The organism is Curtobacterium sp. MCPF17_018, from assembly GCF_003234135.1.
Classification (GTDB): domain Bacteria; phylum Actinomycetota; class Actinomycetes; order Actinomycetales; family Microbacteriaceae; genus Curtobacterium; species Curtobacterium flaccumfaciens.
On sequence record NZ_QKSJ01000003.1, the window covers coordinates 296410 to 312404 of the forward strand.

The window sequence follows — 15995 nt, forward strand, 5'->3', positions numbered from 1 at the left end:
CACCGGGCCTCCCGTCCGTCAGGTGGTCGCGATCGCGAGCCGCGTCAGCGACCCAGGAACTTCTGCAGCGACGCGAGCTCTTCCTCGGTCGGTGCCTTGCCGCCCTTGGCGCCCCCGAGGCCGAGGCCGGACCCCTGCGGGGCCTGCTGCGGCGCAGCCGCCGCGCCGGCAGCCAAGGCCGCGCGCTTCGCCGGGTTGCCCACCTTCGACTTCTTCTTGCCGCCCTGCTGCTGCTTCTTGCCGCCGTGCATGCCCGGGATCGGACCCATGCCCGGCATCTGCGGCACGCCACCGCGGGCGACGGTCTTCATCATCTTGGCGGCCTGCTCGAAGCGGTTGACCAGGGCGTTGACCTCGGTGACCGTCGATCCGGCACCGCGCGCGATGCGCAGACGACGCGAACCGTTCAGGAGCTTCGGGAGCTCGCGCTCCTGGGGCGTCATCGACTGGATGATCGCCTCGGTGCGAACGATCTCGCGCTCGTCGAAGTTGTCGAGCGCCTCGCGCATGCCCTTGGCTCCCGGGAGCATGCCGAGCATGCCCTTGATGGAGCCGGCCTTGCGGAGCTGCTGCATCTGCTGCAGGAAGTCGTTCAGCGTGAAGTTGTCGGTCGCGATCTTGTCCGCGACCTTGCGTGCCTCTTCCTCGTCGAAGGCGCCCTGCGCCTGCTCGATGAGCGACAGGATGTCGCCGAGGTCGAGGATGCGGCTCGCCATGCGGTCCGGGTGGAACGGCTCGAAGTCGTCGAGCGACTCACCCGTCGACGCGAACATGATCGGGCGGCCGGTCACGCTGGCCACCGACAGGGCAGCACCACCACGGGCGTCACCGTCGAGCTTCGAGAGCACGACACCGGTGAAGTCGACGCCTTCCTGGAACGCACGGGCCGTGTTGACGGCGTCCTGACCGATCATCGCGTCGATGACGAACAGGACCTCGTCCGGGTCGACGGCCTTGCGGATGTTCGCGGCCTGCTTCATCAGCTCGGCGTCGACACCGAGTCGACCGGCGGTGTCGACGATGACGGTGTCGTACTGCTGGTCGATCGCGGCCTTGATGGCGTTCTTGGCCACCTTGACCGGGTCGCCGACACCGTTGCCGGGCTCGGGCGCGAAGACGTGCACGCCGGCCTGCTCGCCGACGACCTGCAGCTGCTGCACGGCGTTCGGACGCTGGAGGTCCGCCGCGACGAGCATCGGGGTGTGGCCGTCCTTCTTGAGCCACTTGCCGAGCTTGCCGGCCAGGGTCGTCTTACCGGCACCCTGCAGACCCGCCAGCATGATGACCGTCGGCGGCTTCTTCGCGAACTCGAGCCGCCGCTGCTGCCCGCCCAGGATGCCGACGAGTTCCTCGTTGACGATCTGGACGACCTGCTGCGCCGGGTTGAGCGCCTTGTTGACCTCGTCGGAGAGGGCACGCTCGCGCACCGATGCGGTGAACGCCTTGACGACCTCGAGCGCGACGTCGGCGTCGAGGAGCGCCCGCCGGATCTCGCGGACGGTGCCGTCGACGTCGGACGGAGTCAGCCGACCCTTGCTCCGCAGATTGCGGAAGGTCTCGGTCAGCCGATCGGAGAGTGAACCGAATTGCGCCATGATCCGTCGATTCTACAAGGATCGCGCCGCCACCACCGGTCCGTTCACCGCAGGAGGACGCCCTCGGTCAGTCAGACCGGTGCGCCGAGCCCCACCGTCGCAACCGTTGTGGAGGTCGAGCACAACGTTGTTGGACCCAGTCCAGAAACTGTCGTACGCTCGCCGCATGCCGGAACTCGCGATCGTCCGCCACCACGGCCTGCTCGACTACGCGGACGGCCTCGCCCTGCAGCGGGACCTGCAAGCCGACGTCGTCGCCGGCCGTTCCCCCGGGGCCCTCGTGCTGTGCGAGCACCCGTCCGTGTACACCGCCGGCCGCCGCACCGAACGCTCCGACCTGCCGACGAACGGCGCCCCGGTCGTCGACACCGACCGCGGCGGACGCATCACCTGGCACGGCCCGGGGCAGCTGGTCGCCTACCCGATCGTCCGGCTCGCCGAACCACTCGACGTCGTCGCGTGGGTGCGCGACCTGGAGCAGGTGGTCATCGACGCCGCGGCCGCCGTCGGGGTGCACGCCGAACGGGTCGAGGGTCGCAGCGGCGCCTGGGTGCCGGGCACGAACGGCTCGCCCGCCGCCAAGGTCGGGGCCATCGGGCTGCACGTCGCCGAGGGCGTGACGAGCCACGGCATCGCGATCAACTGCGACAACGCCCTCGACGCCTACGCCGCGATCGTCCCGTGCGGCATCGCGGACGCCGGGGTCACGACGCTGAGCGCCGCGGCGGCGCACGCGGGGCTCGCTCCCGTGACCGTCGACGTCCTCGCACCCGTGGTCGCGCACGGCGTCCAGCAGGCCGTCGACGGCATGCACAGCGGCCGCCGGATCAGCACGACGGCCCCCAGCACCAGCACGAGCACCAGCACCGCGACCGCCCGACAGGAGACCCTCGTATGACCCTCGCCCCCGAAGGCCGCCGCATGCTCCGGGTCGAGGCCCGGAACGCCGAGACCCCGATCGAGACGAAGCCCGCGTGGATCAAGACCCGTGCCACGCAGGGCCCGGAGTTCCGCGAGCTGTCCGGACTGGTGCGTGACAAGCAGCTGCACACCGTCTGCCAGGAGGCCGGCTGCCCGAACATCTTCGAGTGCTGGGAAGACCGCGAAGCCACCTTCCTGATCGGCGGCTCGCAGTGCACCCGACGCTGCGACTTCTGCCAGATCGACACCGGCAAGCCGGAGCCGCTCGACCGCGACGAGCCCCGCCGGGTCGCGGACTCCGTCGCGGAGATGGGCCTGAAGTACGCGACCGTGACCGGCGTCGCGCGCGACGACCTGCCCGACGGCGGATCGTGGCTCTACGCCGAGACCATCCGAGCGATCCACGAGCACTCCCCCGGCACCGGCGTCGAGATCCTGGTGCCGGACTTCAACGGTCGGCCCGACCAGCTCGGCCAGGTGTTCGACGCCCGCCCCGAGGTCTTCGCGCACAACGTCGAGACCGTTCCGCGGATCTTCAAGCGCATCCGCCCGGCCTTCACGTTCGAACGGTCCCTCGACGTCATCACCCAGGGCCGCGACGCCGGGCTCGTGACGAAGTCGAACCTGATCCTCGGCATGGGCGAGGAACGCATCGAGATCGAGGACGCCCTGCAGCGCCTGTTCGACGCGGGCACGGACATCATCACGCTGACGCAGTACCTCCGCCCGTCGCCGCGGCACCTGCCGGTCGCGCGCTGGGTCAGCCCTGCGGAGTTCGTCGAGCTCCGCCGGGTCGCCCAGCAGATGGGCTTCGCCGGGGTGCTCGCCGGACCGCTGGTCCGGTCGTCCTACCGGGCGGGCCGACTGTGGGCGCGGGCGACGGTGGCTCGCGGCGGCTCGGTGCCCGAGCACCTGGCCCACCTGCTCGACGCGACCCCTGGTCGCCAGGCCGTCTGACGCGCGCCGCGCGCGCGGCGCGCGCGGCGCGGCCGGCGTTTCGCGCTGGGCGACAGTTCACGGGCTGCGGAGCACGTGAACTGTCGCTCAGGCCGAAACTCCGTGCGTCCGGCCGACACGGAGACAGACGGGAGGCGCGGTGCCAGCTGGCACCGCGCCTCCGGTCCGTCAGGTGGTGACGGCTACTTCGCGTCGGCCTCGACCGACTCCTTCGGCTGACCGGTCGGGGTGAGCCCGCGCTCCTGGCGGCGCTTCGAGACCACCAGCGACGCGGTCGTGGCGACCGCGATCGTCAGCGCGATGAAGCCCAGCGAGAACCAGATCGGGATCTCCGGCGCCCACTCGATGTGCTCGCCACCGTTGATGAAGGGCAGCTCGTTGACGTGCATGGCGTGGAAGACGAGCTTCACACCGATGAACGCCAGGATGACGGCCAGGCCCTGACCCAGGTAGATGAGGCGCTCGAGCAGACCGGCGATCAGGAAGTACAGCTGCCGGAGGCCGAGCAGCGAGAACGCGTTCGCCGTGAACACGATGAAGGCGTCCTGCGTCAGCCCGAAGATCGCGGGGATCGAGTCGAGCGCGAAGAGCACGTCGGTCAGGCCGATGGCGACCATGACGAGCAGCATCGGGGTGAACAGGCGCTTGCCGTCGACACGGGTGGTCAGGCGGTCGCCGTCGTAGTGGTCCGAGGTCGGGATGATGCGCTTGAGGATCCGGATGAGCCGGGATTCGCCCTCGCTGCCGTGGTCGTTGCCGCTGCGGGCCTGCGACCAGGCGAGCCAGAACAGCAGCGCACCGAACAGGTAGAAGACCCACGAGAAGTTCTCGATGATGGTGACGCCGAGGGCGATGAAGACACCGCGGGCGACGAGCGCGATCGCGACGCCGACCAGCAGGACCTTCTGCTGGAACTCCTTCGGCACGGCGAAGCTCGACATGATGATGAGGAAGACGAAGAGGTTGTCGACCGACAACGCCTTCTCGGTCAGCCAGCCGGCGAAGTACTCACCACCGGCCTGTCCGCCGCCGAAGACCAGGATCCCGATGCCGAACAGGATCGCCAGCCCGATGTAGAAGGCCGACCAGAACGCGGATTCGCGGATGTGGGGCACGTGCGGGGTGCGCACGTGCGAGTAGAAGTCGAACACCAGCAGCGCGAGGATGCCGGCGATGGTGATGAGCCAGACGAAGAGTGGGACGTCCACGGTTTCCTTCAGGTAGGGCGCGCCGCTGATGTGCGGGTACGCCGAGGCCTGAAGGTCTCTTCCGTCGCACCGCACCGGAACCGGTGTCGCACGACCGGCGCCCCGGGGCCGGATCGTTCCGGACCGTACTGACGGGGTCACCGAGAGGGAATACTCCCCTTCGTGTTCCCGAGCATACCGGGCACAGCGGACATGCGCCGCGCTCTAAGCTGGGAGCATGGCGAGTTCCTGGTCACTGTCCTCACGGCTGCGCGGCCTCTTCCAGCGCAAGACGATCGACGAGACCACGTGGGAGGACCTCGAGACCGCCCTCATCGGGGCCGACTTCGGGCCCGACATCTCCGAGGAGATCATCGAGGACCTGCACGCCCGCGTCGACCGGTACGGCACGACCGACCCCGCCGACCTGCAGCGCATGCTCCGCGAGGTCCTCGAGGAACGGCTCTCGAAGCTCGACACCACCCTGAAGCTCAGCGCGCGGCCCGCCGTCGTGCTCGTCGTCGGGGTGAACGGCGTCGGCAAGACCACGACGATCGGCAAGTTCGCCAAGTTCCTGAAGACCTACGACCGCACGGTGCTCGTCGGCGCGGCGGACACGTTCCGCGCCGCGGCGGTCGAGCAGGTCGCCACCTGGGCCCAGCGTGCCGGGGTCGACGTCGTCCGTCCGTCGCAGCCCGGGCAGGACCCGGCGTCGGTGGCGTACCAGACCGTCGAGAAGGCGATCCGCGACCAGACCGAGATCGTCGTCATCGACACCGCCGGGCGCCTGCACACCAAGGCCGGGCTGATGGACGAGCTCACCAAGATCAAGCGCGTGGTCGAGAAGCAGACCGAGATCAGCGAGGTCCTGCTCGTCCTCGACGCGACGACGGGCCAGAACGGCCTCGCACAGGCCCAAGCCTTCATCGAGGGCGCCGGCGTGACCGGCCTCGTCATCACGAAGCTCGACGGCTCGGCCAAGGCCGGCTTCGTGCTGAGCGTGCAGGAGAAGACCGGCATCCCGATCAAGCTCATCGGGCAGGGCGAGGGCATCAACGACCTCACCGGCTTCACGCCGCACGTGTTCGTGCAGAACCTCGTCGGCTGAGCGAACGCGTCGGCACGCCGAGGAGTAGCGTCCCTGACGGTCCGGGCATCTGCTCGGTCTCGTTCCAGGGATAGGAGACCCTCATGCCCGCACTGCTGATCATCGCGATCATCGTCGGCCTCGTCCTGCTCTTCAGCGGCATCTTCGTCGGTGCGCTGAAGTTCCTGCTCTGGGTGGGCATCGTGCTCATCCTGCTGGCGGTCATCGGCTGGCTGCTCCGGACGATCCGCGGTCGCGCGTAGCGACCCGGCGTCCTGTCCGGACGCACCTGACACAACGGGAGGCGCGGTGCCAGCTGGCACCGCGCCTCCCGTCTGTACTCAGGTCGCGACCAGGACGCCTACGCGACCGCGTCCGCCGGCTCGCGCTTCTGCACCCGCTGCCCGACGACGGCGGAGACGCCGTCCTGCCGCATCGACACCCCGTACAGGGCGTCGGCAATCTCCATCGTCCGCTTCTGGTGCGTGATGACGATGAGCTGGGACGACTCGCGCAGACGCTCGAACACGGTCAGCAGGCGGCCCAGGTTGGCGTCGTCGAGCGCCGCCTCGACCTCGTCCATGATGTAGAACGGCGACGGCCGCGCGGTGAAGATCGCGACGAGGAGCGCCACCGCCGCCAGGGACCGCTCGCCGCCGGACAGCAGGGTCAGGCGGTCGATCTTCTTGCCGGCGGGTTTCACCTGCACGTCGATCCCGGTGCCGAGCAGGTCGGTCGGGTCGGTCAGGTTGATGGACCCCGAGCCGCCCGGGAACAGGATCGGGAAGATGACGTCGAACGCTTCCTTCGTGTCGTTGAACGCGGACTCGAAGATCGTCTGCATCTTCGTGTCGAGCTCGTCGATGATCGTCAGCAGGTCCGTCCGCGTCTTCTGCAGGTCCTCGAGCTGCTCGGCGAGGAACGCGTGACGCTGCTCGAGCGCCTGGAACTCCTCGAGCGCGAGCGGGTTGACCTTGCCGAGCTGTCCGAGGTCGCGCTCGGCGGCCTTGAGCCGGCGCTCCTGCTCGGCACGGACGTAGGGCACGGTCTCGACATCGGCGGGGTCGACTTCGTCGGTCGTGTCGAACTCGGGCAGCGCGGGGCCGCCGGGCAGGGTGGACTCGGCGTCGACGAGGGCCTCGTCGTCGGTGTCGGTACCCGCTTCTGCCGCTGCTTCCTCCGGCTCGGTCACGCCCGCAGCTTCGGCGGCGGCTGCCGCCGCGCGCTCCGCCTCGCGGTGCTTCCGCGCGCGCACCCGAGGGTCCACGAGCACGTCGACCGGCACCGGCACGTGCGGCCCGTACTCGGCCACCAGGACGGCCTCGGTCAGCCCGAGCTCGCTCTGCGCCCGGTCGAGGACGCCGGACACGTGCAGCTTCTTCTCGTAGATCTCCATCTCGAGCGAGTGCACGCCGTCGGTGATGGTCTGCAGGCGGTCCCGGAGCTCGCGCTCCTCGTTGCGGATCGTCTGCAGCTCGGTGTTGCGCTTCGACCGCTCGGCTTCTTCCGTCGCCAGCTGCACGCGGGCTTCGGCCAGCGAACGATCGACCGCACCGAGCACCCCGGGCAGGTCGGCGAGGACGGCTTCGGCGGTCCGGATCTGGCCGCGTCGGACGACGGCGAGCCGCGCGGCTTCCTCGGCAGCGGCGCGCTCGGCCTCGAGCTGGCGGTCGAGCTGGTCGGCGCGGTCCCGTTCGGCGCGCACCCGCTCGCGCACGGTCTCGACCTGGATCCGCTGCTCGACCTCGGCGGCACGTGCGGACTCGAGCGCGTCCTGCAGCGCGGGACGCTCGGAGGCGTCGACCACGGGACGCTCCTGCTCGGTGAAGGCACGGTGCGCCGACTCGGCCTCGGCCAGCACCGCCTCGGCGGTCTCGACGGCGCCGTCGGTCTCGGCCAGCGCGGCACGCAGCCGTTCGACCTCGGCCGCGGCGTTCTCCGCCTTCGCCCGTGTCGATGCGCTCGTGCGGTCGTACTCGGCCTTCGCCCGCGTGTAGGCGCGGGATGCTGCGTCGGCCTCGTCCGCACGGCGGCGTGCGTCCTCGACGGCGCTGCGCGCGGCCTGGAGGCCCGTGGCCGCGTCCTCGGCGTCGGTCGCGATCGCGTCGCGTCGCGTCACGGCGTCGTCGCGCTCCGCGACGAGCTCGATGCGCGAGGTCACGCGCTCTCCGCCGCCGGTCACGCGGACCGCACGGACGAGGTCGCCGGACCGCGTGACCACGGTGGCGTGCGGGGCGGCCGTGAGCACCGCCGCCAGGTCGAGGTCGTCGGCCTCCGCGACCAGCGTGTCGCGCAGGATCGACGCGAGCGCCGGCGGTCCCTGCACCAGGTCGGTGGCACGGCGGACGCCGGCCGGCAGGGTCTCGGGCAGGGCCGCGGGGACGGGCGCGGCGTCCGCGACGACGACGTCGATCCGGCCGAGGTCAGCAGCGCGGGCGTGGTCGACGGCGTCGAGCGCGGCACCGCGGTCATCGGCGAGGACGGCGTCGGCGAGTCCCTCGAGGGCGGTGGCGATCGCGGCCTCGAACCCGGGCGACACCGTCAGGCTGTCGGCCAGGCGACCGACGACGCCCGCGCGACCGGCGTCGATCAGGGCCTGCGAACCGTCGCGGACCTCGATCGACATGCCGAGCGCGGCGACCCGGGCGTCGAGGGCGTCCCGCTCGCGTTCGAGGGCGTGGAGGCGGTCGCGCTGCTCGTCGCGCGTGGTCTGGGCCCGTTCCAGCTCGGCGCGCGCCTGCTCAAGTGTCTGCGCGAGCGCGGTCTCGTCGACCCCCTCGGACGGGTCGACACCGAGTTCGGCGAGGGCCGCCGCGGCACGCTCGGCACGCTCCCCGGCCTCGGCCAGTGCCCGCTCCCGCCGCTCGCGGTCGGCGACGGCGGAACCGCGCTTCGACCGGGCGACGTCGACGGCGCTGGCGAGCCGCTGCGCCTCGAGGTCGTGCTGCGAGACCCGGGCCGCCTGGGCGGCGATGCGTTCGTCCAGGGCGTCCAGCGCGGCGCGGGCGTCCTGCACCGCGCGGGCGGTCGTCGCCGAGCCGCCCTGCATCTCGTCGGCTCGAGCGGCGAGGCGGTCGGCCTCGGCTCGGACCCCGGCGACCTGCTCCTGGGTGACGGTCGGGCCCTGCTGTGGAGCGTCGGCCTGCTGCGCGAGGAACATCAGGCGCTGGTTCGCCAGGCTCGACAGGCCGCGGAGGCGCTCCTGCACGCTCTCGAGCCGGTGCACGACGGTGCGGGCGCGGTCGACGTCGTCGCCGACCATGCTCTGCTCGACGTGCTGCTGGCGCACCCGGGTCTGGTCGAGCCGCTCGGTCAGGACGATGCGCTCGGACTTGCGGCCGGCCTCGACCTCCTGGTGCTCGTGCAGCTCGCGGCGCAGGCGCACCACGTCGTCGGCGAGGACGCGGGCCTTGGCGTCGCGGAAGACCGCGGCGACCGACTGGGCCTTGCGTGCGACCTCGGCCTGACGTCCGAGGGGTTTCAGCTGCCGTCGGATCTCACCGGCCAGGTCGGACAGGCGGGTCAGGTTCGTCTGCATCGCGTCGAGCTTGCGGAGGGTCTTCTCCTTGCGGCGACGGTGCTTCAGGATCCCCGCGGCCTCCTCGATGAAGCCGCGGCGGTCCTCCGGGGTGGCGTGCAGCACCTTGTCGAGCTGCCCCTGCCCGACGATCACGTGCATCTCACGGCCGAGGCCGGTGTCGCTCAGCAGTTCCTGCACGTCGAGCAGCCGGCAGTTCTCGCCGTTGATGGCGTACTCGCTGCCACCGTTGCGGAACAGCGTGCGAGCGATCGTCACCTCGGAGTACTCGATCGGCAGCAGGCCGTCGGTGTTGTCGATGGTCAACAGCACCTGGGCGCGACCGAGCGGACCGCGGGTCGAGGTGCCAGCGAAGATGACGTCCTCCATCTTGCCGCCGCGCAGGGTCTTCGCCCCCTGCTCCCCCATCACCCAGGCCAGGGCGTCCACCACGTTCGACTTGCCGGAGCCGTTCGGGCCGACGATGCACGTCACGCCCGGCTCGAACGCGAACGTCGTCGGCTGCGCGAAGGACTTGAACCCCTTGATGGTCAGGCTCTTCAAGTACATGCGGTCTCCGGATGCTCTGGTTGGCGTCAGGCTAACGCGTGCGGGCGCGGGGACGGAGTTGGCACACGGGGCAGATGTGGCTCGACCGGTTCATGAAGGCCTCGCGCACGATCGTCGTGCCGCAGCGCGGACACGGCTTCCCCTGCTGCCCGTAGACGTTCAGGCGCTGCGAGAAGTACCCGGACTGCCCGTTCACGTTGACGTACTGGGCGTCGAAGCTCGTGCCGCCGTCCTCGAGCGCCCGGCGCAGGATGGCGCGCACCTCGTCGAGCAGCCGTCGCAGGTCGGCACGGGTGAGGCGGTCGGCGGCGCGGTCGTAGTGCAGCTTCGCGGCCCAGAGCGACTCGTCGGCGTAGATGTTGCCGATGCCGCTCACGACGCCCTGGTCGAGCAGCACCCGCTTGATGCCGCTCGAACGCTTCCGCGCCATCGCGGCGAACCGGTCGTCGTCGAACGCGGGGTCGAGCGGGTCACGGGCGATGTGCGACACCTGCCCGGGCACCCACCGGCGCCACGCGGCGTCGGGGTCGATCGCGTCGACCTGCCCGCCGAACCCGGCGGGAGCACCGTCGATCGTCGGCACCATCGCGTCGATCGCCATCGAGCCGAACGTGCGCTGGTCGACGAACTCGAGTTCCACGGCGGGCTCCGCGGCACCAGTGCGGTCGGTGCCCGCGGGCTGCACGTCGATGAGGATCCGCCGGTGCTTGGCCGCCGGTCGACCACGGCCGAGCAGGATCTGCCCGCTCATGCCGAGGTGAGCGACGAGTGCCTCGGGGCGGTCCCCGTCGTGCTCGGGCTGCAGCGGCATCCAGAGGAACTTGCCCCGGCGGACGGCAGCGGCGATCGTGCGACCGGTCAGTCGGTCGGCGAAGTCCTCCGAGGGGCCGTCGTGCCGCGTGAGCGCACGGTCGTCGACCACGTCGACGTGCAGGACCCGCGCACCGCTGACGGCGGGTTCGAGGCCGGCGCGGACGACCTCGACCTCGGGGAGTTCGGGCACGCGGTCAGGCCGCTCGACCGGACAGCCGGGTCCAGGCGTCGAGCGCGGCGGCCATCTCGGCGGCCTTCTTGCTCGACCCGGTGCCGGTGGCGATGTCCTCGCCCTGCAGGACGACCGTCGCCGTGAAGGTCTTGTCGTGGTCCGGGCCGGTCTCGGTGACGCGGTAGGCCGGGTTGCCGAGCGAACGACTCGAGGCGAGCTCCTGCAGGCTCGTCTTCGGGTCCATCGCGGCGCCGAAGCGGTCCGGGTCGATCATGAGCGGCTCGACCAGGCGGAGCACGAGCTCGGTGGCCGGGTCGGGGCCGGCGGACAGGTACGTTGCGCCGATGACGGCTTCGACGGTGTCGGCCAGGATCGACGACTTGTCGCGCCCGCCGGTCTGTTCCTCGCCCTTGCCGAGGCGCAGGTAGCGGCCGAGCCCGATCATCCGGGCGATCTCGGCCAGCGCCACGGTCGACACCAGGCTCGCCCGACGCTTGGCGAGGTCACCCTCGTCGAGGTCGGGGAACGACCGGTAGAGCTTTACGGTCACGGCCTGGCCGAGGATCGAGTCCCCGAGGAACTCGAGGCGCTCGTTGTGCTTGATGCCCCCGTGCTCGTAGGCGTAGGAGCGGTGCGTCAGGGCGAGCTGGAGCAGCTCGAGGTCGATGTCGGCCCCGAGGATGCCCTGCAGACGAACGACGTCCGGCCCCGCGGGGCGAGACCCCGCAGCGCCGGACGTTGTCGTCATGCGTTCGGTCCGATCAGACGTCGGCGACCTTGCGGCCCTTGTACTCCATGTACAGGGGCGTGCCGGCCGAGTCCTCGACGACCTTCGCGCGGTGCGGGAGGCTGTAGGTGACCTGACCGTTCTCGATCGTCTTCACGAGCTGGATCGGCGTGGCCTTCCACTGCGAACGACGGGCGTGCGTGTTCGCACGGGACTGCTTGCGCTTGGGAACGGCCATGGTGAATCTCTTTCGGTTGGTCGGTGGTCGGTACGGGGGCTGGCGGTGTCGGGACCTACTCGGTCTCGGACCGCTCCTCGCCCTCGGTGGTCTTCGGTGCGGTGGTGTCACCGTCGGTGCTGGCGTCGAGCTCGATCGCGCTGAGCGCTGCCCAACGAGGATCCAGCACTTGACGAGCGGGCTGCTCGCCGAGGTCGGCCAGACGCTCGCCCGTCACCGGGTCGAGTCCTGGGCAGTCCGGTCGGCAGACCGGCTGGAACGGCAGCGACAGCACCACCGCATCTCGAACGACCTGTTCGGTGTCCACGTGGTCATCGCGAACGAAGAAGTCGAAATCCTCCGAGGCATCATACGCGAACAGCTCGGCGAAATCGACCTCGATCGGTTCGCTGATGTCGATGAGGCAGCGCGAGCACTCCCCCGTGGCGTCGGCCGAAGCGTGTCCGGACACGAGGACACCCTCGTGCAGGCCTTCGAGTTTGACGTCGATGTGCAGTTCGGCACCCTGTCGGACGCCGATCAGACCGGCCCCCATCGCGTCGGGCACCTCGATGTCGAGCGAGTGCTCGCGCATCTCACCCGGCCGGTGCGCGAGGTCGCGCACGCGCAGGGCGTAGGGGCTGTTCACGGGGGAAGACACGATCGACAAGCCTAGCGCGATCGGGGCCGAGAGTCGAGGTGGCGACAGGCGTGTCCGGACGCGGTGGGTTCAGTGAGCGTGCTGGGTGTGCTGGGCGGGCGTGCTCAGCGGGCCGCGAGCGCGTCGGCAACCGCCTTCGGCACGTACGGCGTGACGTCACCGCCGAGGGACGACACCTGGCGGATCAGCGAGCTCGACACGTGCGCCCGTGACGCCTCCGGCAGCAGGAACACCGTCTCGACGTCGGCCAGGTGGCGGTTCATGATGGCCATCGGGGTCTCGTACGCGACGTCCTCGCCGGACCGCACGCCCTTCACCAGGACCTTCGCCCCGACCTGCCGGCAGTAGTCCACCAGCAGACCGGACGTCCACTCGCCCACCGTGACCGTGTCCGGCGCGCCGACCTCGACCAGCGACTCGCGGATGAGCCGCACCCGGTCGACCGCCTCGAACATCGCCGGCTTCTTGTCGGGGTTGTGCACCACGAGGACGTGCACCTCGTCGAAGAGCCCGGCCGCGCGGCCGATGACGTCGAGGTGCCCGAGGGTGACGGGGTCGAAGGAACCGGGGACCACCGCGATCTGCGCCATGGCAGCGACGATACCGCGCGGGCCGTCGTGCTCCGGGGTCAGTTCTTGCCGAGGAACGCCGCGTCGGACTCGTCCAGGCGCCGGGCGAGGGCGTCACGGAGGGCCGGGGACCCCTCGAGTTCGGGATCGGGTTCGAGCACGCGCTCCGCTTCTTCGCGCGCGTCGACGATGAGGTCGGCGTGCTCGACCACCCGGAGCAGGTTGAGCGAGGACCGCCCACCGGACTGCCGTTCGCCCAGGACGTCGCCCTCGCGCCGGAGCTCGAGGTCGACCCGCGCGAGCTCGAACCCGTCGTCCGAGGCGGCCACCGCGTCGACGCGCTCGCGCGAGGTGGTCTCGAGCTCGGCCGAGGTGACCAGCAGACAGACCCCGGCCCACTGCCCACGACCGATGCGGCCGCGGAGCTGATGGAGCTGCGAGACCCCGAACCGGTCGGCGTCGAGGACGGCCATCATCGCCGCGTTCGGGACGTCGACGCCGACCTCGATCACGGTCGTCGCGACGACCACGTCGAGGTCGCCGGCGGCGAAGGACGTCATCACGCGGTCCTTCTCGTCGGCGGTCATCCGACCGTGCAGGACCGCGATCGAGCGCCCTTCGAGCACGGGCATGGTGCGCATCCGCTCGGCCGTGGCGAGCACGGTCGCCGGGGCGCGCTTCGGGGTGTCGTCCTGCCCCTCGGCCGGCTCCGGCTCGCCGTCGTCCTCGGTGTGGGCGTCGTCGATGGCCGGGCAGACGACGAACGCCTGGCGGCCCTTGTCCAGTTCTTCGGCCATGCGGGACCAGATCCGGGGTTCCCACCCGGGGTGCTCCGCCAACGGGACCGTGAAGGTCTCGACGCCGGCGCGCCCCGACGGCATGCCCGTGATGGTCGAGACGTCGAGGTCGCCGAACACCGTCATCGCGACGGTGCGCGGGATCGGCGTCGCCGTGAGCACGAGCACGTGCGGCGGGGTCGTGCCCTTGGTACGGAGGGCCTCGCGCTGCTCGACACCGAAGCGGTGCTGCTCGTCGACCACCACGAGCCCCAGCTCGGCGAAGTCCACCCGGTCCCCCAGGAGCGCGTGGGTGCCGATGACCAACCGTGAGCTGCCCGATGCCGCGGCGAGCAGGGCACGGCGACGTTCGTCGGTGGACTGCGACCCGGTCAGGATCACGGGTCGGAGCTCGGCGGCCAGGTCCGGCCCGAGGAACTTCACGATGGAGCGCAGGTGCTGGGCCGCCAGCACCTCGGTCGGGGCGATGAGCGCGGACTGGCCACCGGACTCGGCCACCGTGAGCATCGCCCGGATCGCCACGAGGGTCTTGCCGGACCCGACCTCGCCCTGGATCAGCCGGTGCATGGGCCAGGTGCGGGCGAGGTCCTGGTCGATGTCGGCACCGACGGCCCGCTGGTCGTCCGTCAACGTGAAGGGCAGGGTGGCGTCGAAGCGCTCGAGGATGCCACCGGGGGCGGCCACGCGCGGGGTGGCCGCGGTGCGACGGGCCGCGATCCGGCGCTGCACCAGGGCGGTCTGCAGCACGAACGCCTCGCGGTAGCGCAGGGCGTCCTGCGCGCGCTTGAAGTCCGCGACCTTCTCCGGGCGGTGCAGCAGCTCGAGGGCACGGCGGAACGGCACGAGGTCGAGCCGGGACCGCGCGGACGCCGGCACCGGGTCGGGCAGGTCCGGCAGGGTGTCGAGGACGATCCCGATGGACTTCGCGATCTGCCACGACGTGAGTGAGGCCGTCGCCGGGTAGATCGGGATCGGCTGGCGCGACCACCGGATCGCTTCGTCGGAACCGGGCTCCGCCGTGGCGCGGGGGTCGTCGGGGTCGAACAGCTCGTAGTCGGGGTGGGCGAGCTGCCGGGCACCCCGGTAGTCGCTGACCTTGCCGGAGAAGATGCCCCGGGCGCCGGGTACGAGGTCCTTCGTGCGCCACCCCTGGTTGAAGAACGTGAGGGTGAGCAGGCCCTTGCCGTCGCCGATCTTCGCTTCGAGGATCGAGCCGCGGCGCGCGCGCATGGTGCGTTCACGGACGTCGACCACCTCGGCCACGATGGTGACGGGTTCGCCGATCGCGAGCGAGTCGAGGGCCGTCAGTGCACCACGCTCGGCGTAGCGGCGGGGCGCGTGCTCGAGGAACTCCCCCACCGTGCGGTAGCCGAAGGCCTTCTCGATCGCGGTCGCCGTCCGACCGCCGAGCACGTTCGCGAGCCGCGCGTCGAGCGGCGCCGGACCGAGGTCGGGCGCGGCCGGCGCAGCGGGGGTTCCGGAGGTGACCACGCTCCAACGGTACCGGGCACGACCGACCCCACCCGCGCCTCCCGAGCGGCCTGTGGAGAACACCGGACCGGACCCGCCGGGCCGATACGGTGGCTGCATGACCCGCATCATCGCCGGCGCCGCCGGCTCCCTGACGCTCCGGGTGCCGAAGTCCGGCACCCGCCCGACGAGCGACCGCGTGCGCGAGGCGCTGTTCTCGTCGCTCGAGGCACGGGGGCTCGTCGAGGCCACGTCGGTGGCCGACCTGTACGCGGGCACGGGCGCGCTCGGGCTCGAGGCGGCGTCCCGCGGTGCGGCCGAGGTGGTCCTGGTCGACCGGGCATCCGCCGCCGCGCAGGCCTGCCGGGCGAACGCGAAGGCCGTGCAGCAGCGGGTGCCGGGCGTCCGGATCGACGTGCAGCCCCAGCCGGTGCTCGGGTACCTGCGCGGGACCGTCCGCACCTTCGACCTGGTGTTCATCGACCCGCCCTACGACGTCACCGAGCACGAGCTCGCCGAGGTGCTCGAGGCCCTGGCGCCGAAGCTCACGCCGGATGCCGTCGTGGTGGTCGAGCGGAGCAAGCGCTCCCCCGAGCCCACCTGGCCGGCGGGGCTGGAGCCGTTCAGCAAGCGCAGCTACGGCGAGACCGTCGCGTGGGAGGCCGTCGCCGCCGGCTGAGGCGTTCTGCGCGTGTGCACGCGCTCTGCGACAGTGCACCTGTCGAACGACGCGTG

Annotated in this window: 14 protein-coding genes; 5 read left to right on the forward strand and 9 right to left on the reverse strand. The window is 71.1% G+C overall.

The window, feature by feature from the left end:
* Nucleotides 1-44: 44 nt before the first annotated feature.
* Nucleotides 45-1595: a signal recognition particle protein gene (gene ffh / locus DEJ27_RS05770; protein WP_110859103.1), complete on the reverse strand. Its 1551-nt coding sequence runs from the start codon at nt 1593-1595 to the stop codon at nt 45-47.
* A gap of 166 nt (nt 1596-1761) precedes the next feature.
* Here ffh and lipB point away from each other — a divergent pair, with 166 nt between their 5' ends.
* Nucleotides 1762-2493 (forward strand): lipoyl(octanoyl) transferase LipB, encoded by a 732-nt coding sequence (gene lipB / locus DEJ27_RS05775; protein ID WP_111090486.1) that lies wholly within the window; start codon nt 1762-1764, stop codon nt 2491-2493.
* A complete protein-coding gene (gene lipA, locus DEJ27_RS05780) occupies nt 2490-3473 on the forward strand; it encodes a lipoyl synthase (protein WP_111090487.1) in 984 nt (327 codons plus the stop codon). The genes lipB and lipA overlap by 4 nt, the downstream gene beginning before the upstream one ends.
* Nucleotides 3474-3655: 182 nt before the next feature.
* On the opposite strand, the gene DEJ27_RS05785 is transcribed toward lipA, so the two are convergent.
* Nucleotides 3656-4681 carry a TerC family protein gene (locus DEJ27_RS05785; RefSeq protein ID WP_110859106.1) on the reverse strand — a complete coding sequence of 342 codons (1026 nt, stop codon included), beginning with the start codon at nt 4679-4681 and terminating at the stop codon, nt 3656-3658.
* A 217-nt stretch (nt 4682-4898) separates the two neighbouring features.
* Between DEJ27_RS05785 and ftsY the strand changes: the two genes are divergently transcribed.
* Together ftsY and DEJ27_RS17695 are read left to right on the forward strand one after the other, a co-directional pair.
* Nucleotides 4899-5768, forward strand: a complete 870-nt coding sequence (gene ftsY / locus DEJ27_RS05790; protein WP_027465892.1) for a signal recognition particle-docking protein FtsY — start codon at nt 4899-4901, stop codon at nt 5766-5768.
* Nucleotides 5769-5851: 83 nt separating this feature from the next.
* Nucleotides 5852-6010 carry a hypothetical protein gene (locus DEJ27_RS17695; protein WP_171907827.1) on the forward strand — a complete coding sequence of 53 codons (159 nt, stop codon included), beginning with the start codon at nt 5852-5854 and terminating at the stop codon, nt 6008-6010.
* Nucleotides 6011-6108: 98 nt separating this feature from the next.
* On the opposite strand, the gene DEJ27_RS05795 is transcribed toward DEJ27_RS17695, so the two are convergent.
* From DEJ27_RS05795 to DEJ27_RS05825, 7 genes are all read right to left on the reverse strand, one after another.
* Nucleotides 6109-9834: an AAA family ATPase gene (locus DEJ27_RS05795; protein ID WP_110859108.1), complete on the reverse strand. Its 3726-nt coding sequence runs from the start codon at nt 9832-9834 to the stop codon at nt 6109-6111.
* A 31-nt stretch (nt 9835-9865) separates the two neighbouring features.
* Nucleotides 9866-10837: a bifunctional DNA-formamidopyrimidine glycosylase/DNA-(apurinic or apyrimidinic site) lyase gene (mutM, locus tag DEJ27_RS05800; protein WP_110859109.1), complete on the reverse strand. Its 972-nt coding sequence runs from the start codon at nt 10835-10837 to the stop codon at nt 9866-9868.
* A gap of 4 nt (nt 10838-10841) precedes the next feature.
* Complete coding sequence (rnc, locus tag DEJ27_RS05805) at nt 10842-11567, reverse strand: ribonuclease III (RefSeq protein ID WP_220032926.1); 726 nt, start codon at nt 11565-11567, stop codon at nt 10842-10844.
* Between the two features lie 13 nt (nt 11568-11580).
* On the reverse strand, nt 11581-11784 hold the full coding sequence (gene rpmF / locus DEJ27_RS05810) for a 50S ribosomal protein L32 (RefSeq protein WP_017888273.1): 204 nt from the start codon (nt 11782-11784) through the stop codon (nt 11581-11583).
* Between the two features lie 55 nt (nt 11785-11839).
* Nucleotides 11840-12412, reverse strand: coding sequence for a DUF177 domain-containing protein (locus tag DEJ27_RS05815; protein WP_110859110.1), 573 nt, complete (start codon nt 12410-12412; stop codon nt 11840-11842).
* Between the two features lie 116 nt (nt 12413-12528).
* On the reverse strand, nt 12529-13014 hold the full coding sequence (gene coaD, locus DEJ27_RS05820) for a pantetheine-phosphate adenylyltransferase (protein ID WP_110859111.1): 486 nt from the start codon (nt 13012-13014) through the stop codon (nt 12529-12531).
* A 38-nt stretch (nt 13015-13052) separates the two neighbouring features.
* Nucleotides 13053-15281, reverse strand: a complete 2229-nt coding sequence (locus DEJ27_RS05825) for an ATP-dependent DNA helicase RecG (RefSeq protein ID WP_258369804.1) — start codon at nt 15279-15281, stop codon at nt 13053-13055.
* A gap of 97 nt (nt 15282-15378) precedes the next feature.
* Between DEJ27_RS05825 and DEJ27_RS05830 the strand changes: the two genes are divergently transcribed.
* Complete coding sequence (locus DEJ27_RS05830; protein WP_110859112.1) at nt 15379-15939, forward strand: RsmD family RNA methyltransferase; 561 nt, start codon at nt 15379-15381, stop codon at nt 15937-15939.
* Nucleotides 15940-15995: the final 56 nt, after the last annotated feature.